Source organism: Amycolatopsis rhabdoformis, from assembly GCF_035918295.1.
In the GTDB taxonomy this organism is placed as follows: domain Bacteria; phylum Actinomycetota; class Actinomycetes; order Mycobacteriales; family Pseudonocardiaceae; genus Amycolatopsis; species Amycolatopsis rhabdoformis.
Genome location: NZ_CP142149.1, coordinates 9653073 through 9673530 on the forward strand (window position 1 = coordinate 9653073; position 20458 = coordinate 9673530).

18 protein-coding genes are annotated in these 20458 nt (G+C 70.5%); 9 read left to right on the top strand and 9 right to left on the bottom strand.

The window, feature by feature from the left end; all coding sequences use genetic code 11:
• Positions 1–4: 4 nt before the first annotated feature.
• From VSH64_RS44980 to VSH64_RS44990, 3 genes are all read right to left on the bottom strand, one after another.
• The gene (locus tag VSH64_RS44980; protein ID WP_326568829.1) at positions 5–1009 is read right to left on the bottom strand and encodes a YdcF family protein; all 1005 of its coding nucleotides are present in this window, start codon (positions 1007–1009) and stop codon (positions 5–7) included.
• A 91-nt stretch (positions 1010–1100) separates the two neighbouring features.
• Positions 1101–2255 (bottom strand): TetR/AcrR family transcriptional regulator, encoded by a 1155-nt coding sequence (locus tag VSH64_RS44985; protein WP_326568830.1) that lies wholly within the window; start codon positions 2253–2255, stop codon positions 1101–1103.
• Positions 2256–2358: 103 nt separating this feature from the next.
• Positions 2359–3300: a D-2-hydroxyacid dehydrogenase family protein gene (locus VSH64_RS44990; protein ID WP_326568831.1), complete on the bottom strand. Its 942-nt coding sequence runs from the start codon at positions 3298–3300 to the stop codon at positions 2359–2361.
• Positions 3301–3372: 72 nt separating this feature from the next.
• Between VSH64_RS44990 and VSH64_RS44995 the strand changes: the two genes are divergently transcribed.
• From VSH64_RS44995 to VSH64_RS45005, 3 genes are all read left to right on the top strand, one after another.
• Positions 3373–4776 carry an amidase gene (locus VSH64_RS44995; protein WP_326568832.1) on the top strand — a complete coding sequence of 468 codons (1404 nt, stop codon included), beginning with the start codon at positions 3373–3375 and terminating at the stop codon, positions 4774–4776.
• Positions 4757–5707 carry a VOC family protein gene (locus VSH64_RS45000; RefSeq protein WP_326568833.1) on the top strand — a complete coding sequence of 317 codons (951 nt, stop codon included), beginning with the start codon at positions 4757–4759 and terminating at the stop codon, positions 5705–5707. The genes VSH64_RS44995 and VSH64_RS45000 overlap by 20 nt, the downstream gene beginning before the upstream one ends.
• A gap of 242 nt (positions 5708–5949) precedes the next feature.
• Positions 5950–7062, top strand: a complete 1113-nt coding sequence (locus VSH64_RS45005) for a hypothetical protein (RefSeq protein WP_326568834.1) — start codon at positions 5950–5952, stop codon at positions 7060–7062.
• 51 nt (positions 7063–7113) lie between these two features.
• On the opposite strand, the gene VSH64_RS45010 is transcribed toward VSH64_RS45005, so the two are convergent.
• From VSH64_RS45010 to VSH64_RS45020, 3 genes are read right to left on the bottom strand one after another with little or no spacing between them, the layout of a single operon-like run.
• Positions 7114–7878, bottom strand: a complete 765-nt coding sequence (locus VSH64_RS45010; RefSeq protein ID WP_326568835.1) for a citryl-CoA lyase — start codon at positions 7876–7878, stop codon at positions 7114–7116.
• Between the two features lie 18 nt (positions 7879–7896).
• A complete protein-coding gene (locus VSH64_RS45015; protein WP_326568836.1) occupies positions 7897–9414 on the bottom strand; it encodes a class I adenylate-forming enzyme family protein in 1518 nt (505 codons plus the stop codon).
• 12 nt (positions 9415–9426) lie between these two features.
• On the bottom strand, positions 9427–10761 hold the full coding sequence (locus VSH64_RS45020; RefSeq protein ID WP_326568837.1) for an MFS transporter: 1335 nt from the start codon (positions 10759–10761) through the stop codon (positions 9427–9429).
• A gap of 98 nt (positions 10762–10859) precedes the next feature.
• On the opposite strand from VSH64_RS45020, the gene VSH64_RS45025 reads away from it, so the two are divergent.
• The 3 genes from VSH64_RS45025 (at position 10860) to VSH64_RS45035 (ending at position 13500) form a co-directional block, all read left to right on the top strand.
• On the top strand, positions 10860–11654 hold the full coding sequence (locus VSH64_RS45025) for an IclR family transcriptional regulator domain-containing protein (RefSeq protein WP_326568838.1): 795 nt from the start codon (positions 10860–10862) through the stop codon (positions 11652–11654).
• A 14-nt stretch (positions 11655–11668) separates the two neighbouring features.
• Complete coding sequence (locus VSH64_RS45030) at positions 11669–12061, top strand: hypothetical protein (protein ID WP_326568839.1); 393 nt, start codon at positions 11669–11671, stop codon at positions 12059–12061.
• Between the two features lie 296 nt (positions 12062–12357).
• Positions 12358–13500: a hypothetical protein gene (locus VSH64_RS45035; protein WP_326568840.1), complete on the top strand. Its 1143-nt coding sequence runs from the start codon at positions 12358–12360 to the stop codon at positions 13498–13500.
• Between the two features lie 27 nt (positions 13501–13527).
• On the opposite strand, the gene VSH64_RS45040 is transcribed toward VSH64_RS45035, so the two are convergent.
• Both VSH64_RS45040 and VSH64_RS45045 read right to left on the bottom strand, forming a co-directional pair.
• Positions 13528–14151, bottom strand: coding sequence for a dihydrofolate reductase family protein (locus VSH64_RS45040; protein ID WP_326568841.1), 624 nt, complete (start codon positions 14149–14151; stop codon positions 13528–13530).
• Between the two features lie 305 nt (positions 14152–14456).
• Positions 14457–15320 carry a LysR family transcriptional regulator gene (locus tag VSH64_RS45045; protein WP_326568842.1) on the bottom strand — a complete coding sequence of 288 codons (864 nt, stop codon included), beginning with the start codon at positions 15318–15320 and terminating at the stop codon, positions 14457–14459.
• A gap of 146 nt (positions 15321–15466) precedes the next feature.
• Here VSH64_RS45045 and VSH64_RS45050 point away from each other — a divergent pair, with 146 nt between their 5' ends.
• The 3 genes from VSH64_RS45050 (at position 15467) to VSH64_RS45060 (ending at position 18414) form a co-directional block, all read left to right on the top strand.
• Positions 15467–16600 carry a polysaccharide deacetylase family protein gene (locus VSH64_RS45050; protein ID WP_326568843.1) on the top strand — a complete coding sequence of 378 codons (1134 nt, stop codon included), beginning with the start codon at positions 15467–15469 and terminating at the stop codon, positions 16598–16600.
• Between the two features lie 60 nt (positions 16601–16660).
• Entirely contained in the window at positions 16661–17410 is a 750-nt protein-coding gene (locus tag VSH64_RS45055) for an SDR family NAD(P)-dependent oxidoreductase (RefSeq protein WP_326568844.1), read from the top strand.
• A 284-nt stretch (positions 17411–17694) separates the two neighbouring features.
• On the top strand, positions 17695–18414 hold the full coding sequence (locus VSH64_RS45060; protein WP_326568845.1) for an antibiotic biosynthesis monooxygenase family protein: 720 nt from the start codon (positions 17695–17697) through the stop codon (positions 18412–18414).
• Between the two features lie 360 nt (positions 18415–18774).
• Here the strand turns inward: VSH64_RS45060 and rox are convergent, their stop codons facing one another.
• Entirely contained in the window at positions 18775–20193 is a 1419-nt protein-coding gene (gene rox, locus VSH64_RS45065; RefSeq protein ID WP_326568846.1) for a rifampin monooxygenase, read from the bottom strand.
• Positions 20194–20458: the final 265 nt, after the last annotated feature.

The following is a 20458-nucleotide window of genomic DNA, read 5'->3' on the forward strand; positions in this document are numbered from 1 at the left end:
CGGTTCAGAAAGCCAGCGACACCGGGTACGCCGCCGCGAGGAGCACGATCACCACGCCGTTGAGGATCCGGTAGTCGCGCAGGATGCCGATGAACTCGCGGATCGTGGCGCTCGGCACGTAGTACCAGGCGGTGTGGGAGCCGACGACCTGGCCGTTGACCTTGAGCCGGCGCGCCAGCATCGCGGTGCGGAAGGCGTGGAAGTTGTTGGTGATGAGCAGGCAGCGGTAGCCCGGTTTGCGCTCGGTCATCAACTCGCGGCTGTAGAGCAGGTTCTCGCGGGTGGTCGTGGACCGGTCCTCCAGCACGATCTCCTCGCGCGGGATGCCCTGGGCCACCAGGTAATCGGCCATCGCCTCGGCTTCCGGCTGCGTCTCGTCCGCACCCTGGCCACCGGACGTGACGAGCGTGGGCGCCGTTCCTCGGGTGACCTCCGCGTCGTACAGCGCTCGCCCCCGGTCGAGCCGGCTGGCCAGCAACGGCGGCACCGCACCCCGGATCAGCCGCGACCCGTGCACCACGATGAAGTCCGCGCCCTTCGGCGGCCGCAGCAGCCCGTAGCCCACGGAGCACAACACGAACGCGGCGAACGCGAGGCTGAGGTAACCGAGCACCAGGGACACGCTGATGATCACCACCTCCACCGCACGCGGCACCGCGTTCTTCCCCAGCACCAGCAACGCGGGCGCGAAGGCGAACATCGCCAGCCCCGCCAGCAGCGACAGCAGGTTCCCCAGCCGCCGTCCCTCGCGCCGCACCATCTGCAGGCCGTTGAGCACCAGGAACGCCGGCAGCAACACCGCGATCACCAGGAAGAACGCGATCCCCAGCACGGTGCCGTCCACCACGTCGTGCACCGCGGGAATGTCGAGCAGCGCGAAGATCACGCCGACCGCGACGAACAACAGCGCCACCAGCAGCAACACGCCGTTCAGCAACCGGCGCCGCTCGAAGCGGAAGCTGATCGCGAATCCGGCGAAGAACGGGATCGACGTGAGCAGGTAGGCCACGCTCCGAAGATAAAGCGATCACGACCGGGCAGGCGCGCGGTGCGCCTTCCCGTTCGAGTGAACCGCGTCCGCCGCGACGCGGTGGCCGTTTCTACGCCTTGGCAGGCGCGGTGCTCGGCGGCGTTTCGTAGAAGTTCAGGAACATCGCCACCCCGGATTCGATCACGTCCGGCGAACCGGGCTGCACGCACAGCGCGTACAGCTGGCTCACCGCCGCGGCCGGGTCGGGAATGCGGATCCCCGGCAACGCGCGCACCGCGATTTCGAGCACGCGCCGCAGCTCCGCCGGCACGCGGCCGAGCCACGCGGCGGTGTCCTCGGGGAACCGCTTCGATTCCGCCTCCAGCACGGAGTGCAGGTTGACCATCGCGGGTGAGGTGAGCACGTCGACGCACGCTTCGCACAACGTGCGCAGATCGACCTCGCCCGGCGAGAGCTCGCGGGCCGCCGCCACGGCCTCGTCGAGCTGCTCGGTGATCACCGTGCGGAACAGGGCTTCCTTGCTGGTGAAATGGCTGTAGATGGTCACTTTCGACACGCCGGCGCGCTCGGCGATCTCGTCGAGGCTCACGCGGAACCCGTGCTCGGCGAACGCCGCGAAGGCCGCGCGCACCACCGCGTCGCGCTTGCCCTGCTGCGGCGCGGGCTCGACCACGGCACCCCGCCGCCCGGCGGTGCCGAACGCGAGCGCGGACATCAGCTCCACGGCGACGTCGTCGCTGAGCCCACCGCGGTCCACGAGCGAGCGCCACGTGCCGAACTCCAGCGCGTGCCGAGCCGTCGCCCGGGTCGGCTGGTCTTCGCCCGCGATGTGGGCGATGCCCGTGAGCAGCGCCCGGTACTCCTCCAGCGACCGCTCGACGACCGGCATGAACTCGGCGTCGCGGGTCAGGTTCGCGAGGACGTCGGTGGTCTCGGCGTAGTACGCGTACACGGCGCTGAGCGCTTCCTCGAACCGGCACTGCGGTTCCTCCACCTGCCGCCACCGCGCGGGGTCGGGCAGCGGGTGCAGCGACCAGAAGTGCTCGGAGCACGCGGCGAAGAGCTCGTCCTCGGTCGGGAAGTGGCGGTACAGCGTGTTGCGCCGCACGCCGGCGAGGTCGGCGACGGCGGAGATCGTGGTGCGGGACGGGCCGACGCTGCCGTAGAGCTGCATGCCGGCCTCGGCGATGCGCGTGCGGGTCGCCAGCACGTCGTCGGCGCGCTTGCCGAGGTCGTAGTTGCGCGACCGCACTACTTGAGACATCGCTGTTAGTCCAAATCCTTGACTATCGCCGCCGGTCCTGGTCGGGTTCCGCATTCACTATACGCAAGTGATCCGCGAAATCCGGAGCCAGGAGCAGGTGGCCTCAGTCCATCGGCCGAATCAGCTCACCTGCCTGGAACGCGGCGATGTCCTCCACGGCGTCGCGATAGAAGGTCGTGTACAGCTCCTTCGCGACATACCCGATGTGCGGCGTGAGGATGGCGTTGTCGAGGCCGCGCAGCGGGTGGTCGGCGGGCAGCGGCTCGAGGTCGAACACGTCGAGCGCGGCGGCCGCGATCACCTTGCGGCGCAGCGCGTCGAGCAGCGCCGCCTCGTCGACGATCGGGCCGCGCGAGGTGTTCACCAGCAGCGCGGACGGCTTCATCCGCGCCAGTTCGCCGGCGCCGATCAGCCCGCGCGTCTGGCGGGAGAGCACCACGTGGATCGACAGGACGTCGGCCCGTTCGAGCAGCTCTTCCCTGGTCACGGCGGTGGCGCCGTGGGCCGTGGCTCGCTCCGGGGTGAGGCTGCGGCTCCACGCGAGGATGTTCATGCCGAACGCCTGGCCGATGCGCGCGACGGCCGCCCCAACGTCGCCGAGTCCGAGCACGCCGAGCGTCTTGCCCTGCAGCGTCGTGCCGACCCCGACCTGCCAGCCGCCTTCGCGCGTCGAGCGGAACTCGGCCGGCAGGTTGCGCGCGGCGGCGAGGATCAACGCCCAGGTCAGCTCCACCGTCGAGCGCCCGTCGTAGCCGGTGCCGGACACCACCACGCCGGCTCGCCGGGCTGCCGCGAGGTCGATGGCGGCGTTGCGAAGACCGGTGCTGACCAGCAGTTTCAGGTCCGGCAGGGCGTCGAGCACCTCGGCGGGGAACCGGGTCCGCTCGCGCATCGCGACCACGACGTCGAAGCCGGCCAGGCCGCGCACCACGTCGTCCGGCCCGGTGAAAGGCCGGTCGAAGACCCGCACCTCGGCGCCGAGGGAGTCCCAGTCCGCGAAGGTCAGGGCGACCTGCTGGTAGTCGTCGAGGATCGCGATCTTCATCGGGCTCTCCTTCATCGGGTGTGACGCGACGGGGCGTAGCGCTGAGCGTAGATCGACTGTACGGTGCAGTACATGCCCGACGGGATGAGTCCCCTCACACCGGGTGGAGCACCTCCTCCGCCCTCGTCCGCCACCGCCTTGCTGGCCGCCTTCCGCGCCGGTCACCTGTCCCCGGTCGACGTCGTCGAAACCCTCGCCCGCCGTGCGGAGGAGTGGGAACCGACGCTGAACGCCTTGACCACGAACAACTTCGACGCCGCGGCACGCCAAGCCGCAAAAGCGCGGGAGCGGTGGTCGCGGGGCACCGCGCGGCCGCTCGAAGGCGTTCCCGTGCTCGTGAAGGACCTGATCGACACCGCGGGCCTGCGCACCACGTACGGATCAGCGATGTTCGCCGACCACGTGCCGACCGCCGACGCCGAGGTGGTGGCGGCGATCCGCCGCGCCGGCGCCATCGTGCTCGGCAAAACGGCCACGCACGAGTTCGCGTGGGGCGTGACCACCGACAACCCGCACTTCGGCCCGACCCGCAACCCGTGGGACCCCTCGCGCACCCCGGGCGGTTCGAGCGGCGGCTCGGCGGCGGCGCTCGCGGCCGGGTACGCGCCGCTCGCCCTCGGCACCGACACCGCGGGGTCCGTCCGCCTGCCCTCGGCGTTCTGCGGCCTCACCGGGTTGCGGCCGACGTTCGGCGCGGTCCCCGTGACCGGCGTCCGGCCGCTGGCGCCCTCGGCCGACGTGGTGGGTCCGATGGCGCGGACGGTCGAGGACCTCCGTCTGCTGTGGACAGTCATGGGCCCGGCCGCACCACCCACCCCCACGACCGTGCGCGTCGGACTGCTGATCGACGACCCCGCCACCGAAGCCGCGCGGGTGTGCACCACCATCGCGGACCTGCTGGCGAACGCCGGCCTGCCCGTCGTCGAGCTCGACGCGAGCACGCTCCCGGCCGCGAACCCGTTGCTGGGCACGACGATCCTCGCCGAAGGTCGCCTCGGTCACCGGCGTGAGGGGCTCTGGCCGGATCGCGCCGACGAGTACGGCGCCGACGTCCGCGCGCGGCTCGAGCTGGCTGACGCGGCCGACCCGGCGGAGTACCTCGACGCGCAGGAAGGCCGCGCCTCCCTGCGGTCGACGTGGGCCGAGTTGTTCACCCGCGTGGACCTCGTGCTCTCGCCCGCCGTCCCGATCGCGCCACCGCCGATCGACGCCGTCCCGGCCGATTTCCGCGCGCACATCCTCCCCGGCATCGCCGCGCAGAGCCTCGCCGGATTGCCCGCCCTCGTCGTCCGCGGTGGTTTCGACGCCGCCGGGCTGCCCGTCGGCGTCCAGCTCACCGCCGCGCCGTGGCGCGAGCACCTGCTGCTGGACACCGGCGAACTCGTGCACCGGCTCACCGGCTCCGTGCCGGACTGGTGGCCGGACCTCGTGAACACCCCGGAAAAGGAGAGCCTGAATGTCGTACCTCAACGGTAGCCACCACATCACCATGTCGGTGGCCGGGGCGCAGGAGGACGTCGACTTCCACGTGAACGTCCTCGGCCTCCGCCTGATCAAGCGGACCGTGCTGTTCGACGGCAAGATCCCGATCTACCACCTCTACTACAGCAACGCCGACGGCGACCCGAGCGCCGTGCTCACCACGTTCCCGTTCGGGCAGGCCGGGGTCAACGGCCGCCGCGGCACCAACCAGGCGCGTGAGGTGCTGCTCGCCGTGCCGTCGGGTTCGCTGAACTACTGGGCCGACCGGCTGAAGGACCGCGTGGCCGACGTGCACGACGCGACCGTGTTCGACCGCCGCCGCGTGCTGTTGCGCCACCCGTGCGGCATCGAGTACCAGCTCGTGGAGGTCGACGACGACCCGCGGCGCGGCTTCACCGGCGCCGGCGTGCCGCAGGAGTACGCGATCCACGGCATCTACGGCGTCGGCGTGCACGTGACCGGGCCGGACACCGCCGTCGAGTTCGCCGCCAACCACCTGGGCGCGCGCGAGGGCCTGGCCGAAGGTGACCGGTTCGCGCTGGAGGCGGGCCGATCCGGGCTCGGCGGCGCGGTCGAGCTCGTGGTCAACCGCACCGACGGCCCCGGCACGTGGATCTACGGCGCCGGCACCATCCACCACTTCGCCTGGAACGCCGACAACCTCAAGAACCAGGACGAGCTGAAGTTCGAGATCGAGGGCGCCGGCTACACGGACCTGTCGGAACTGCGGGACCGCAAGTACTTCAAGTCCATCTACGTGCGGTCGCCGGGCGGTGCGCTGTTCGAGCTCGCCGTGACGCACAACGAAGGCGGCTGGGACTGCGACGAGTCACCGCAGGAGCTCGGTAAGCGCTTCCAGCTGCCGGAGCAGTTCGAGTCCCGCCGCGACGAGATCCTCGGCCGGCTCGAACCGATCGACATCTGACGGCGGCGGGGCCGGGCCCGCGCCCGGCCCCGGGCCGCTCACTCGCGGTGGCGGCTCGGTCCGGGCCGGCAGCTCCGGGTGAGCACGCCGGGCGCGGCCCGATGCACCGTGATCTCACCGCGAATTCCCGCGGAGTGACCGAATTTCCGGGTGAACGTGCCTCTTTGTCCGGTGGTAATCGGCGTTTTCGATCTTAAAGTGGGTTACCGGTAGTGACCACTTTGAGAACAAGGGGAACCACGGTGCACAAGTACAGACCGGCAAGCCTGCTCGGCCGTTCGATCGCCGCCGCCGGCGCGCTGTCGCTGCTCGCGCTCGCGACGGCCGCGCCGGCGAACGCCGACACGGCGCCCTCGCCAGCGGACCAGGACGTGACGCGGCTGTCGCAGGAGGTCAACGACCTGGCCTCCATCGTCTACGGGTCGAGCCTGCGCGCCGCCGACACGCACTTCGACTCCCCGGCCGGGCCCGCCGCGGCCCAGCGGGGCTTCGCGGGCAGCGACCCGGCCACCTGCACCGACGGCGCGCTGGTGACCTACGCGCGCGGCCTCGAGGCGCAGCTGACGCCGACGGAAGACGAAGCGTTCAACACGTTGTCGCTGCTCGGTGAGATCTACGCCGAGGGCGTGGAGACGGAGAAGACGGCCGAGCCGTTCGGCACCGACGGCCAGTACACCGCGCGCGCCATGGCCACCATCACGAAGCTGCGGGCCTTCTGGGACATCGACAGCGCGGACATCCAGCTCGTGCCGTGGAAGGGCACCGACCTGGCCGATCGGCGCAAGATGACCAAGGCGTTCGCGCTCGGGTTCTCGCCGCTGCGGGCGGAGCAGGCGACCGTGCTCACCGAAAAGGTGCTCGCCGAGCTGCCGGTGTTCCAGGGCGGCCGCGCCCCGCTGCTCACGCTGAACTCCTACTCCGTGCCCGCCGGGTCGATGGGCGGCCGGCGCGTGGTCCTCGGCGACGGGGAACTCGACACGACGCGGATGCTCGGCGCCGACGAGGTGGCCGTGGAGACGATCGTCGGGCACGAGTTCGGCCACCAGGTCAACTACGCGAACGACAACTTCCCGGCCGACGAGTCGAGCGAGATGGGCCCTGACGCCTACGGCGGCTACTTCGTCGCCCACACCCGGGGCGCCGCCTTCGACGCCCGCCTCCGGCAGCAGGTCGGCGATCTCAACGCCGACCGCGGCTCCTGCAACCGCGGCCACGGCACCCCCGAGCAGCGCCGCGCCGCGGGCCAGTGGGGTGAGGACCAGGCCTTGGGCCAGGCCGACCCGTACGCGATCGTCCCGTCCGCGAAGATGATCGCCGACTTCAAGGTCGAGTTCACCGAGATCATGGCGGGCTGACTCCCGCGTGGCGCCGGGGCCCGGGCGAGCCGGCCCGGCCCCGGCCCGCGCTCAGTGGTGGTGGCGCGTCGCGGCTTCGTCGACCTCACGCCAGATGGTGGGCGCCGTCGGCGTCCGGATCTCTTCCAGCACGTGGCCGACGAGACCCACGGCCCGCGCCATCACGCCGATGCCGCGTGCGGCCCGCCAGTCGATGCCGAGGCGCGACGCGATGGCGCCGATCGCGCCGGTCACGTTCACCGGCAGCTCCTTGCCCAGCGCCTCGCCGGCCTGCCGCGCGACCTCGCGGATCAACGTGACCTGCGGCCCGGTGAGACCGGCCTCGTCGAGCAGCGTGAACAGGCGTTCCGCGCGCGGGTCGAGCGGCTTGTGGATGGGATGGCCGATGCCGGGGACGAGCGTTTTCGCCGCCACGAACCGCTTCACGATCGCGGCGGCCTCCGCGGTGAGGTCACCGTCGAGGTCGGCTTCCTGCACGTACCGCGCCGCGCCTTCGATGGAGCCGACGAACGTGGAGCCGAGGCCGAGCAGCCCGGCCGCGACCGCGCTCTGCAGCGAATCCGGCGCGCCGTAGTGGGTGAGGCGGGTGGCGATCGCACTCGGGGTCAGGCCGTGTTCGACGAGGCTCACGGTGAGCGCGTTGAACACCGTCGACTCGCCCGGGGTCGGCAGCCGGCCGGTGAGCTCGAGGAAGCCCATGTCGCCGAGGTTGACCTGGCCCACGAGGTCGTCGACCAGGTCGTGGCCGAAGATCGTGATGCTCTTCGAGGTGCTCCAGCTGATGTCGGAGCGGAACTCCGGTGACTCGCCCAGCATGCTTGTTCCTTTCGGCCGTCAGGCTTGGTTTTCGAGCTCGCCGCGCACGACTTTCCCGGACGCGTTGCGCGGCAACGTCTCCGGTGCGACGAACCGGATCTCGCGTGGCCGCTTGAACTTCGCCAGCCGCGCCACGCACAGCTCGATCAGCTCCTCGGCCGACACGGTGTTCCCGGCGCGGGCCACGAACGCCACCGGCACCTCGCCCCACGTCGGGTCGGGGCGGCGCACGACCACGGCTTCGAGCACGTCGGGGTGGCGCAGCAGCGCGCGTTCGATCTCGGCGGGGTAGATGTTCTCGCCGCCGCTCTTGATCAGGTACTTGGCGCGGTCGACGAAATCGAGCGTGCCGTCGGGGTTGCGCACGAACACGTCGCCGAGGTGGAACCAGCCGCCGCGGAAGTCGTGCGCGGTGGTGGCGGGGTCGTTCCAGTAGCCGCTGAACACCGTGGGCCCGCGTAGGCAGATCTCCCCGGGCTCGCCCTCGGCGACGTCGGTGTCGTCGGGCGCGACGAGCCGGATTTCGCAGTAGCCGCTCTGCACCTTGCTCAGCGACGCCGGTTCGAGGCCCACGGCCAGTGTGTCACCGGAACACGGCGGGCAGCCGGTTTCGGTGGTGCCGAAGGTGTTCGCGAACGGCGCGCCCAGCAGCGTGGTGATCTCGGCGATCTCGTCGGGGCCGATGAGGTCCGGCATCACGCCGCACAGGCGCACCCCGGCCGGCGTGATCTGTTTGGCGCGCAAGACTTCCGCGAAGCGCCGGACGGTGCCGGGCATGAGCAGCAGCCAGCCGATTCGCTCCGTGGCCACCACGTGGGCCAGCTCGGCCGCGTCGAAGCCGTCGACCACCACGACCTTGCCGCCGCTGATGAGCGTGCTCACCGAGTTGTCGAACGCACCCATGTGGCTCAGCGGTGACCACGCGACGAACGCGTCGTCGCCCGCCAGCCCGTACTCGGCGCGGGTGGCGGCGCTGCGCGCGATCTCGGCGCGGTGGCTGATGGCCGCGCCCTTCGGCACGCCCGTGGTGCCGCTGGTGTACATGATCACCAGCACGTCCTCGGGCCTGGCCGCCGACGGCTCGGCCCACGGTGTGGTCGTGGCGAGCTCCGCTTCGAACGGCTCGCCGAGCAGCAGCCGCGGCCGGGTACCGAGTGGCGCGGTGAACTTCTCGTCCGCTCGCGGCGACGTGATCAGCACCTTCGGTTCCACCAGGTCCAGGCACGCCACGAGTTCGTCCGCGCCGGCGCGCATGCCGGGGCACGCCACGATCGCGCCCAGCAGAGCCGCGGCGAGCGTGATCTCCAGGTACTCCACGCGGTTCTCCGACACCAGCGCCACGCGGTCGCCGCGTTTCACACCCCGGCCGGCGAGCTGCGCGGCCACGCGGCGGGCGCGGTCGGCCAGCTCGCCGTAGGTCACCTGCCGTTCGCCGGCCTGCAGCGCGACACGGCCGGGGTGCGTGCGGGCGCGGTCTTCGAAGAGCGTGCCGAGCGTGCTGGCCGCGGCATCGAGCACGAGGTTTCCGGAAGTCATCGGCGGTTCCCGTCAGATCAGGGCCGAACCGGTCCGGCCGGACTCGGCCACCACGGTTTCGGTTTCGTGGTGAGGACGCACCAGCAGCACCCCGACGATGCCGATCAGGCTCGTCAGCGCCATCCAGCCGGCGATCGCCCACGGGCTGCCGTGCTGCCAGCCCAGCAACGCCGTGGCGATCAGCGGCGCCAGGCCACCGCCCACCACGGTGCCGCCCTCGCGGCCCACGGAGATCGCGCTGTAGCGGCTGCGCGTGCTGAACAGCCCGGCGAAGTAGCCGGCCTGGATGGCGTCCGTGGCCGCACCGGCGCCCGCGATGCCGACCGTGACGGCGATGATCACCGGGGCGACGCCCTTGCTGTCCACGAGCAGGAAAAACGGGAAGGCGAACACGGCCTGGAACGCGAGGCTCACGATCATCACGCGGCCGAAGCCGAAGCGGTCGCCGAGGTGGCCGTAGACCGGGCACAGCACGCAGGCGACGGCGGCGCCGATCACCGTGGCCCACAGGATCTGCGACTTGCCGAGCCCGAGCTGTGTGGTCGCGTAGGTGAGGATGAAGACCGAGACGATGTTGAACGTCGCGTTCTGGCCCACGCGCATGAGGAAGATCGCGAGCATGTTGCGCGGCTGCTGGAACGCCTTCACCAGCGGTGCGCGTTCCTGGTCGCCGGCCTGCTTGATGCGGGTGAACTCGCGCGTCTCCGGCAGGCCGCGCCGCACCCACAGGCCGATGCCGACCAGGACCACGCTGAGCAGGAACGGGATGCGCCAGGCCCAGGAGTGCAGCTGGTCGTTGCTCACCAGCGCGCCGATGATCACGTAGACCACGGACGCGAGGATCAGGCCCACGAACACCGCGCTGGAGAGGAACCCGCCCCAGAACCCGGGCCGGGCGCTGCCGTTCTCCTTGGTCAGCAGCGCGGCGCCGCCCCATTCGCCGCCGGTGCCGATGCCCTGCACGATCCGCAGCACCACCAGCAGCACCGGCGCGGCGGCGCCGATCTGTGCGTAGGTGGGCAGGAGGCCGACCGCCAGCGTCGCGATGCCCATGGCCAGCAGGGTCACGACCAGCGCGTTCTTGCGCCCGATGCGGTCGCCGACGTGGCCGAAGATCGCGCCGCCGAGCGGCCGCGCGACGAAGCCGGTGGCGAACGTGGCGAACGACAGCAGCGACCCGTTGAGCGAGCTGGCCGACGGGAAGAACAGGCTCGGGAAGATCAAGGCCGAAGCGGTGCCGTACAGGAAGAAGTCGTACCACTCGACCACGGTGCCGAACGACGCGGCGATGGTCGCTCGTCTGGTCAGGTGTGTCCACTGTGCACTGTCAGGTCGCTGGTCTCGCACGCCGAGCCTCCTCGTTGAGCCGGAGCAGTGCTAGTATTTCGCCTAGCGAATAATTTTCCGCTAGGCGGTAAACGGAGATTAGGAAGGGCATCGCGACGATGTCAAGCGCGGACAAGGAACAGTTCGTCACCTCGCTGGCCAGGGGATTGACGGTGTTACGGGCCTTCGGTCCCGATCAGCCCGAAATGTCCCTCAGCCAGGTCGCCACCGCCACCGGCCTCAGCCCGGCCGCCGCGCGCCGCTTCCTGCTCACGCTCGTGGAGCTCGGCTACCTCGCGCAGGTGGACAAGCGGTTCGTGCTCACGCCGCGCGTGCTCGAGCTCTCGGCGGGCTACACGCGGGCCATGAACCTGAGCAGCCTGGCGCAGCCGCTGCTGCAGCGCGTGCGCGACGAAACCGGCGACAGCGTCTCCCTCACGGCCCTGGCGGGCACCGACATCCTGCACGTCTGCCACGTGCAGACCGACCGGCTGATGCGCTTCGCCATCACCCCGGGCGCGCGGGTGCCGGCCTACGTCAGCGCCTCCGGCCGCGCGATCCTGGCCCACGAACGTCCGGCCGTGGTGGACGCCTTCCTCGCCGCGGCCACGCTCGCGCCGCGCACCGCGTCCACGGTCACTTCTCCGGACGACCTGCGCACCCGGCTTTCCGAGGCTCGCCAGGCCGGCTACGCGGTGGTCGTGGACGAACTGGACGTCGGCATCACCGCCTTGGGCTGCCCCGTTTTCGGCGGCTCGGTGATCGCGGGCGTGAGCTGTTCCACGGTTTCGGGCTATCTGCCGGTGGCGGAGTTCGTCTCCACGCGGCTGCCGTTGCTGAAGGAACTGGCCGCGAGGCTGGGGGAGGCGTTCGAACGTTTTCCGGCGTTGTTGCACTCGTTCGAAATGCACTGAGAAGGGGGCGTTCGATGTTGTCCACGAGCAGAGGATCGGCTGCGCAGGATCTGCTGGAATACGGGGAAGCGGCCACGGCCGAATGGGTCGTCTCGTGCAGCGAGGACGACTTCATGAAGGTGTGCGCCGCCGCGGACTGGATTCTCTTGTACGGCCCCACGACGCCCTCGGGGGCCAGCATGATGGTGGCCCGCGCGATCGCCTCGGCCGCCGTGTTCGTCCACGACGGCCGGCCACGAGACCTCGCCCGGAAGCGGCGCCGGAAACTCCCGGAGCTCACGCCCGAGGAACGCCGGCGAGTCGCGTTCGATCGGGCGCCGGACCACCGCGCGCAGCGGGCGAAAGGCGAGTTCTACGGCGTCACCGACGAGCTGAAGGAATTCTGGGCCGCCGACACCGGCCGGTGACGCGCTGCGGCAAAGGGTTTCCCGCTGAGCGGAAACTGCGCCACCCTTCCGCCGGAATTGCCGAAGCCCGAAAAAGTTGAGTCCAGGACGCGATTTCCCCTGTCCGGCCCAGCACTTTCGTCGGTTTTCGCCGCAGGCCCACTGAGCGGTACAGACTAAAGAACTGCCGAACCGCCGAATGGTGTAGGCCATCTCGGGGGTATTCGGCACGTGCCCGTTTCGCGGCCTGAGTCCGTCCTAGGGTGATCTTGCTTAGTGATCTTGATCCCGGGTCTTTTCTCAGGAGGGGAACACCTGTGCCCAAACTTCCACGCTCGCTCAGCAGAACCCTGGCCGCCGCCGGTACTTTGTGTGCGCTCACGGTGGCGACGGCGGTGCCGGCGTTCGCGGCCGAGCCCGCGCCGTCCACGGTCGAGCAGGACGTGACGCAGCTGTACCAGGATGTGATCGACCTTTACGGCGGCATTCCCGCGAGCGCGCGGGCCGGGGTCGATTCGCTGATCGACTCGCCGATCGACCACATCGGCCGTAAGCAGGGCAACGCGAAGCAGGCGCCGGCCGCGGATTGCACCGAGGGCTCCCTGCTCACGTATGCGAACCAGCTCGCCTCGCAGCTCACGCCGGTCGAAGGCCAGGCGTTCGACGCGCTTTCCGCGCTGGGTCAGCTTTACGCGCAAGGTGTCGCCACCGACAAGCAGCCGCAGGTGTTCGGCACCGACGGGCAGTACAGTTCCCGCGCCACGTCGGCCATTTCGAAGCTGCGCGGCTTCTGGGACATCGAGAGCTGGAATGTGCAGCTCGTCGCGTGGAAGGGCACCGATCTCGGCAGCCCCACGAAGATGGCGCAGACCTTCGGCCTCGGCCTCGCGCCGGCGCGCGTGAAGGACGCGGCCGCGCTCGCCAACAAGGTGCTGTTCGAGCTGCCGGTGCTGCAGGGCGGGCGCAACGCGCTGCTCACCCTCAACGCGTTTTCGGCGCCCGCCGACAGCTTCGGCGGCAAGCGCGTGATGCTCGGTGACGGCATCCTCGACGTGACCAACCTGCTCGGCTTCGACGACGTCGCCGTGGAAGCCGTGCTGGGCCACGAATACGGCCACCAGGTCGACTTCGCCCACGACAACTTCCCGCGCAACGAGTCCGGCGAAATGGGCCCCGACGCCTACGGCGGCTACTTCGTCGCCCACGCCAAGGGCGAGGCCTGGGACTCCCGCACGCAGCAGGAAGTGACCTACCTCAACGCTTCCATCGGCGACTGCCAGCACAGCCACGGCACTCCCGACCAGCGCAAGGCCGCCGGTGCCTGGGGTGAGAAGCAGGCCACGGGCCAGGCCAACCCCAACCGCATCGTCCCGTCGGCGACGATGATCACCAAGTTCCAGAAGGAGTACCCGAAGCTCGTTCCGCCGACGGCCGCGCAGGCCGCCCTGGCGCACAGCTGATCTCCCGCCGAGACGGGCCGCCTCCGGTCACCGGGGGCGGCCCGCCTCGGCGCGCTCCACGGCGTAGCGCAGGTGCGTGACGCCTTGATCGGTCAGCTGCCGGACCTGGCGCAGCTCGACGCGGGTCTCGTCGAACAGCCGCCTTCCCTTGCCCAGCACCACGGGGACGAGGTGGATCTCCAGCTCGTCCAGCAAACCCGCGCGCAGCAACGCCTGCGCCGCACCCGCGCCGTGCACCAGCACCGCGCGTCCGCCGGCCGCGGCCCTCGCCTCGGCCGCGCACACGCCGACATCGGTGAAGAACCGCGCGCTGCCGGGCGGCCGGTCGTCCGGATCGAGGTGGTGCGTGAGGACGTTGATCGCCACACCGTCGTGGTGATCACCCTGCCACCGACCGGCGAGCTCGAAGGTGCGCCGGCCCGAGATCACCGCGCCGGTCGCCGTGGCTTCGCGGTAGACCTGGCCGCTGGCTCCGTCGCCGTGGCGGTGGTCGAGCCAGTCGAAGAGCCGCCAGCCACCGGCGCCGAGCTCCTGCCCGCGCCGGTCGTCGGGCCCGGTGATGAACCCGTCCAGAGACATCGACATGTAGAGCCTGATGGGCCCGAACGCGTCGTCGGCGGCCATGTGGTCCTCCTCGATCGGTGTGGTCACGAGTGCGTCGATCGGCGCCGGCCGAAATCGACAGCCGCGGTGCCCCTCTGCGTGGGCAGCACTTCCGATTCAGCTCTCCGGCAGCTGAATCTCAGCAAAAAACTGCGTTGGACCGACCGGCCCGGCGCGGCGAATACTCGACGGCATGGACACCGAGACCACGGACCTCGTCCGCCTGCTGCGGCGCTTCGGCGTGCGCGCGCTGGCGCTCGCGGCCGTCGCGGCGCTGGTCGGCTACCCGACCGTGGCCATGGCGCTCGGGCTGGTCGGGTGCGCGCTGCTGTTCGCGCGGCCGCGGGAGCGGGTCAGGTCAGCAGGTGAGCCAGCAGGGCCCGGGCCGCGGGGTTCGTCGGAGCCGGACCCCGGCCCGCCAGGTGGATCGAGCGGCTGAACGCGGGCTGTTCGAGGCGCGCGAACGGCAGGCCGGAGCGTTCGGCCACCGGCTCCGGCACGATGCTGACGCCGAGGCCGGCGGCGATGAGGTCCACCAACAGGGGCATGTGCGTGGCCTCGCAGACGCGGTTGTGGCGCAGCCCGGCGTCGGCGAAGCGGCGCGCGACCATGGCCTGGATGCCGCTGCCGCTGAAGTCGAGGAACGGTTCGTCGTCGAGTTCGGCGAGGCGCACGCGGCGGCGCCGGGCCAGGCGGTGGGCGGAGTGGCAGAGCAGCACGAGGTGCTGCGTCCATTCGGCGAACCCGGTCAGCTCGCCGGCCAAGGGCTCCTCGCCGGCGAGGAACGACAGGTCGAGCTCACCACGGGCCACCGCGACCGCGAGGTCGGGCACCAGGCCCTCCCGCACCTGGATGCGCACGCCCGGGTAGCGCGTGCGGAACACGCCGAGCTTGGCCGGCAGGTCGACGACCGTGAGCGTCTGGATGGTGCCGATCGACACGCGTCCGCTCGACAACCCCGCGACCGCCGCCACTTCGCCGCGCGCGGCCACCACGTCGGCCACGATCCGGTGCGCCGCGGGCACCAGCGCGCGCCCGGCCTCGGTCAGCTCGACGCGGCGCGTGGTGCGCTCGAACAGCGGCGTGCCCAGCTCGCCTTCCAGCTTGCGGATCGACGCGCTCAGCGCGGACTGCACCACGTGCACTTCCTGCGCCGCCGCGGTGAAGCTCCCGCACCGCACCACCGCGAGGAAGTGCTCGACCTGCCTCAGCTCCATTCAGCGATCTTAGTGCTGGATCGATGATTGATGATCACCAGGTGCGCCCGCATCCGCACAAAAAATCCCGGTGGGGTGCCCCGGCGTGCCGCGCGTTTTCCCTGCTGACGCGACGTACCGTCGAGGCCCAAGGGGAGGGAACCAGGATGCGGAGACCCACCAGAGCCCAGGTCAGACGGCGAAGAACGGTGCTGGCGCTGTCCGTCGCACTGGTCTTGACCGTGGTATCCCTCCTGCTCTTCGACAACGCCCCGGCGGAAACCGGCGGCGGCGCCAGCCCGGCGCAGGCCGCCACCGGCCCCGCGCCGGCCCCCGAACCTTGGCTGCACAAGCTGAAACCAGGCGAGAAACCTCCGCAGTTCGTGCTCTTTTCCTTCGACGGCGCCGGTTCCCATGAACATTGGCAGCGCGTCCTCCCGTTGGCCCAGCGCGTGCACGCGCACTTCAGCGGGTTCCTCTCGGGCATCTACCTGCTCACCGACGATCAGCGCGGCCAGTACCAGGGGCCCGGCCACAAGGCGGGCAAGGCGTCCATCGGTTTCGGCGGTTCGGACCAGGACGTGCGTACGCTCGTCGCCGACCTCAACACCGCCGTGGCGCAGGGCCAGGAGATCGGCACGCACTACAACGGCCACTTCTGCACCGGCGCCGAACCCAGCGTCGGACACTGGACGAGCGCCGCGTGGAGCGACGAGCTGGCCCAGTTCTTCCAATTCGTCGACCAGGCCCGCACGCAGCGTGGCCTCAAGGTCGACCCCGCAACGATTCGCGGCGGCCGCACACCGTGCCTCGAAGGCGACTGGAAGCAGGCGCTGCCGGCGATGCGCCAGGCCGGCCTGCGCTACGACTCGAGCCGGCCGTCGGAAGGCGTGCGCTGGCCCGAACAGACCGACGGGATCTGGGAGTTCTGGATGCCGTACGTGAAAGTGCCCGCGCTGGGCAAAAAAGTGATCATGATGGACTACAACCTGTGGTTCCAGTACAACCACGCCCGCGACGACACCTCGCGCACCGCCGAGTTCCGCGCCGACACACTCGCGACCTACCGCGGCGCGTACCAGGCCGCGTTCACCGGCAACCGCGCACCGCTGGTGGTGGCCAACCACTTCAACGACTGGGCCGGCGGCGCGTTCGCCGGGGCGACGGAAGACTTCATGGGGGAGGTCTGCGTGAAGCCGGACACGGTGTGCGCGACCTACAGTGAAGTGATCCGCTGGCTGGAACTGCAGGATCCGGCCGAGCTGGAGAAGCTGCGGCAGCTGCCGCCCGCGCAGCCCTGACGCAACCAGTCCCTGTCGTGGAGTGGTTCGGACCTCTCGCGCGGGGTCACCGTGGTGATCATGACGGACAACAACGTTCTGCAGGGCCGCGTCGCTCTTGTCACCGGTGGTTCGCGCGGTGTCGGCCGGGGTGTCGTGCTGCGGCTCGCGCGTGAAGGCGCCGACGTCGCTTTCAGTTACGTCAACTCGAAGGACAAGGCTGAGGCGCTCGTTGGCGAACTGACCGCGCTCGGCGTGCGGGCCCAAGCGTTCCGCGCCGACGCGGGCAACGCGGACGAAGCGGCGGCGCTGGTCGAGGACACTGTCGCCGAATTCGGCCGGCTCGACATCCTGGTGCACAACGCGGCGGTTTTCGTCACCGGTTCCCTCGGCGCACCCGACCGCGACGAAGCGGCGCACCGCCGCCAATTCGCCGTGAACACCCACGCCGTGGTCGCCGGCACCCGCGCGGCCGCCGCGCACCTGGGCGAGGGCGGGCGGGTGATCCTCATCAGCTCGACGGGCGCCGTTTCCAGCGGCGGCAGCGCGGACTACGGCGACTACGCCGCCACCAAGGCGGCCATCGAGGCGTACGCCCGGTCGTGGACCCACGAGTTCGGCCCGCGCGGTGTCACGGTCAACGTCCTGCAGCTCGGCGCGATCGCCACGGACATGCTGAACCGCGACCCGGCCGAGTTCGCCGAGTCCGTGCCGGTGCGCCGCGTGGGCACGCCGGCGGACGTCGCCGCCGCCGTGGCCTTCCTCGCCGGTCCCGAAGCCGGCTACGTCTCCGGGGCGACCCTGCGCATGGACGGCGGTTCGCACGCCTGATCTTTCGGTGCACACAGGTGTGCTGCGGAATTCGACGGTATCCTCGACCGGCGGTGGGGTCAACTTCACTGCACACGGTTGTGTTTTCAAACTCGAACACCTTGGCGGACAACCACGTTCACCCGGTTGGCGTCAGTTTTATTGCTTGTCGTTGACGATCGTCGCGAGAGGGTCATATGGTGTCCGGCACCACGAAAGCCCGGTCGGCACGAAGTTCCGTGCCGCGGTCAGTCACACCACCACCTCTCACCTCGCTCCGGCGGCCACACCGACAGGGACGGCTCATGACGGCTTCGACGACGATTCCGCAGACCCTCACCGTGATGGAGGCGTGTTTCACGCTCAATCCCGGAGTGGACGATCAATTCTGGGCAGCACAGGACAAGTTCGGCCCGGTGGCGGCCGCGTCGCCGGGCTTCCGGGCGGTGATCGGCGGCCCCATCGCCAACTCGCCGTGGCTCTACTTCTGCGGCAAGTGGTCCACGCCCGCCGCGATGGACGACTGGTACCACGACCGCGCGCACCTGGCCGTGCAGAACAAGGCGCACCGCACGTGGTTCAAGTCGGTGTACCTGCGCAAGTGGCGCCTGCCCGCCGAGGACGAGACGGTGGCGGGCCGCGTGTTCTCGGAGATCGCGCTCGCACGGGAGACGCCGCTGCCGGAAACCACGGTCGCGCAGGTGCTCGGTGACCTCCGGGAAACCTTGCCTTCTTTCGGCGTGCGCCCGTTCGAGACGGTGATCGGCGAGTTCGAAGCCCAGCCGTTCCAGTTCGTCGGCCCGCTGCAGGAATTCCCGGAACTCGCGCCGGCCCGCTACCTGCTCCTCACGCACTGGGACTCCCCGGCCGCCCTGGACGCCTGGTTGGCGTCCCCGGGGGTCGCCGCGCTGAAAGACCTGGGTGCCTTCGAGGAACACCGCTACCTGCCGATCTACCACGCCCCGGGCGAACGCGAGGGCCTCACCTCGGACGGCTTCCAGCGCGGCTGGGGCAGCGAAGCCTGAACCCCCGGTGACGCGGCCGGTGGTGGTGTCTGCCGGTCGCGTCGCCGGGTTTGGGCCAGGTCGCGCTGAGTTGGCCGCGGCGGTTCGGGTTGCGGCCTCGGGTGGTTGGCATCGAGCCAACACTGCGCGGCCGGTGGTGCTGGTCGCGTCACCGCGTGTGGGTCACAGCGGGCTGAAGCAACTCGCCAACTTGTGCCAGTTGGCACCGAGCCCGGCGACGCAGTCGAGGGTGTGCCTGCCGGCTGCGTCGCCGGGTCCGCAACGGGCCGGGGCGAACCGCCGCGCCGGCCCGGCCTCCAGTTCCTGCTGGCCGGCGCCGAGGCGCGCGACGCAGCCGGCGGCAGCGTCACGAGGCGTGCATCAGGACGAGCCGAACCACCGTGCCAGCCCGGCTTCCAGTTCCTGCTGGTCGGCGCCGAGCCAGACCACGTGGCCGTCCGGGCGGAGCAGGGCGGCGGGCGCGTCGAGTTCCTCGCTCACGTCCACCACGTGGTCCACGCGGTCGGCCCAGCCGGCCACGGACAGGGCGCCGGTTTGGTCGAGCAGGAGGCCGCGGCCGGCGTGCAACTGGGTGTAGAGCGGGCCGCGCTTGAGGGTGATGTTGCGGAGGCGCCGGCCGAGCAGTTCGGGGCCTTCGCCGAAGTCGTAGCGGATGCCGATCGCGGTCACCTTTTCGATCAGGAAGCGGCGCACCTCCTCGAAGTCCATCAGCTCCGACACCAGCTGTCGCACGGCCTGGGGGCCCGGTTCCAGGGCCATCAGTTCGGCTTGCGCGCGCGTGTTGTTCAGTACGGACGCGGCCACGGGATGCCGTTCGGTCTCGTAGGTGTCGAGTAGGTCGGCCGGGGCCCACCCGTGGACCGCGGCCGCGAGTTTCCAGCCCAGGTTGAACGCGTCCTGGATGCCGAGGTTGAGGCCCTGCCCGCCCATCGGCGGGTGGATGTGGGCCGCGTCGCCGGCCAGGAGCACGCGGCCGGAGCGGTAGTGCTCGGCCAGGCGCGTGGCGTCGCCGAAGCGGGAGAGCCAGTGTGGTGAGTGCATGCCGAAATCGGTTCCGGCGGTGGCGAGCGTGGCTTCCTTCAGCTCGTCGAGCGTCGGCGGGCGGGTGCGGTCCTCGGCCACTTCGAGGGCGGGCGTCACGAGCCGGTAGCCGCCGTCGGGCAGCGGGCCGGCGCCGAAGCCGAGCTGGGTTTTGCGGACCCGCGTCATCACGGCGAGCACCTCGTCGGCGGGCGCGGTGAGCTCCACCTCGCCGAGTAGCCACTCGCGGCGCGACGGCTCGCCGGCGAACTCGATGCCGAGCAGCTTGCGCACGGTGCTGCGGCCGCCGTCGCAGCCCACGAGGTAGCGCGCCTGCAGCCGGCTGCCGTCGGCCAGGTCCACGGTCACGCCGTCGTCGTCCTGGCTCAGCCCGACCAGCTCGACGCCGCGCCGCAGGTCGGTGCCGACTTCGAGCGCGTGCTCGGTCAGCAACCGCTCGACCACGGTCTGCGCCAGGCCGAGCGTGTGCGGGAACGCGGTGTCGAGGTTCGGCGGGATCGGCTTGGCGATCCCCGCGAATCCCCCGATCGGGTACTGCGTGCCGAGCTCCAGGAAGCGCTCCAGCAGCCCGCGCTGATCCAGCACCTCCAGGCTGCGCGTGTGCAGACCCAGCCCGCGCACGATCTTGCTGGGCTCCGCGTCACGCTCCAGCACCACCACACCCACGCCCTGCAGCCGCAGCTCGGCCGCGAGCATCACGCCGGTCGGTCCCGCACCGGCGATGATCACATCGATCACGAAAACTTCCCCCGATTCCCGTTCGTCTCCGGGCCGGACACCAGCGCTTCCGGCCACGGTGGACGATTGTGCGGCACCACCGGGGTCTTGCCGCAAGCCCTGGGGTGCGGTATACGTTGGAAGTGGCAGGGGAAGTATTCCCTGCCTTTGTCATGTCCGGCGTGGCTCCCAGTCCGCAGTGGACGGATATCAAAGCCGGTCGTGCTCAATCTCGTACCGAACGGTCCGCATCGCGTCCATCACAGCCACACCCACCACGACCGTC

Coding starts and splice junctions, on each gene's coding strand:
- VSH64_RS44985 (WP_326568830.1), bottom strand. CDS start 2,255: ATGTCTCAAGTAGTGCGGTCGCGCAACTACGACCTCGGCAAGCGCGCC.
- VSH64_RS44990 (WP_326568831.1), bottom strand. CDS start 3,300: ATGAAGATCGCGATCCTCGACGACTACCAGCAGGTCGCCCTGACCTTC.
- VSH64_RS44995 (WP_326568832.1), top strand. CDS start 3,373: ATGCCCGACGGGATGAGTCCCCTCACACCGGGTGGAGCACCTCCTCCG.
- VSH64_RS45000 (WP_326568833.1), top strand. CDS start 4,757: ATGTCGTACCTCAACGGTAGCCACCACATCACCATGTCGGTGGCCGGG.
- VSH64_RS45010 (WP_326568835.1), bottom strand. CDS start 7,878: ATGCTGGGCGAGTCACCGGAGTTCCGCTCCGACATCAGCTGGAGCACC.
- VSH64_RS45015 (WP_326568836.1), bottom strand. CDS start 9,414: ATGACTTCCGGAAACCTCGTGCTCGATGCCGCGGCCAGCACGCTCGGC.
- VSH64_RS45025 (WP_326568838.1), top strand. CDS start 10,860: ATGTCAAGCGCGGACAAGGAACAGTTCGTCACCTCGCTGGCCAGGGGA.
- VSH64_RS45030 (WP_326568839.1), top strand. CDS start 11,669: ATGTTGTCCACGAGCAGAGGATCGGCTGCGCAGGATCTGCTGGAATAC.
- VSH64_RS45045 (WP_326568842.1), bottom strand. CDS start 15,320: ATGGAGCTGAGGCAGGTCGAGCACTTCCTCGCGGTGGTGCGGTGCGGG.
- VSH64_RS45050 (WP_326568843.1), top strand. CDS start 15,467: ATGCGGAGACCCACCAGAGCCCAGGTCAGACGGCGAAGAACGGTGCTG.
- VSH64_RS45055 (WP_326568844.1), top strand. CDS start 16,661: ATGACGGACAACAACGTTCTGCAGGGCCGCGTCGCTCTTGTCACCGGT.
- VSH64_RS45060 (WP_326568845.1), top strand. CDS start 17,695: ATGACGGCTTCGACGACGATTCCGCAGACCCTCACCGTGATGGAGGCG.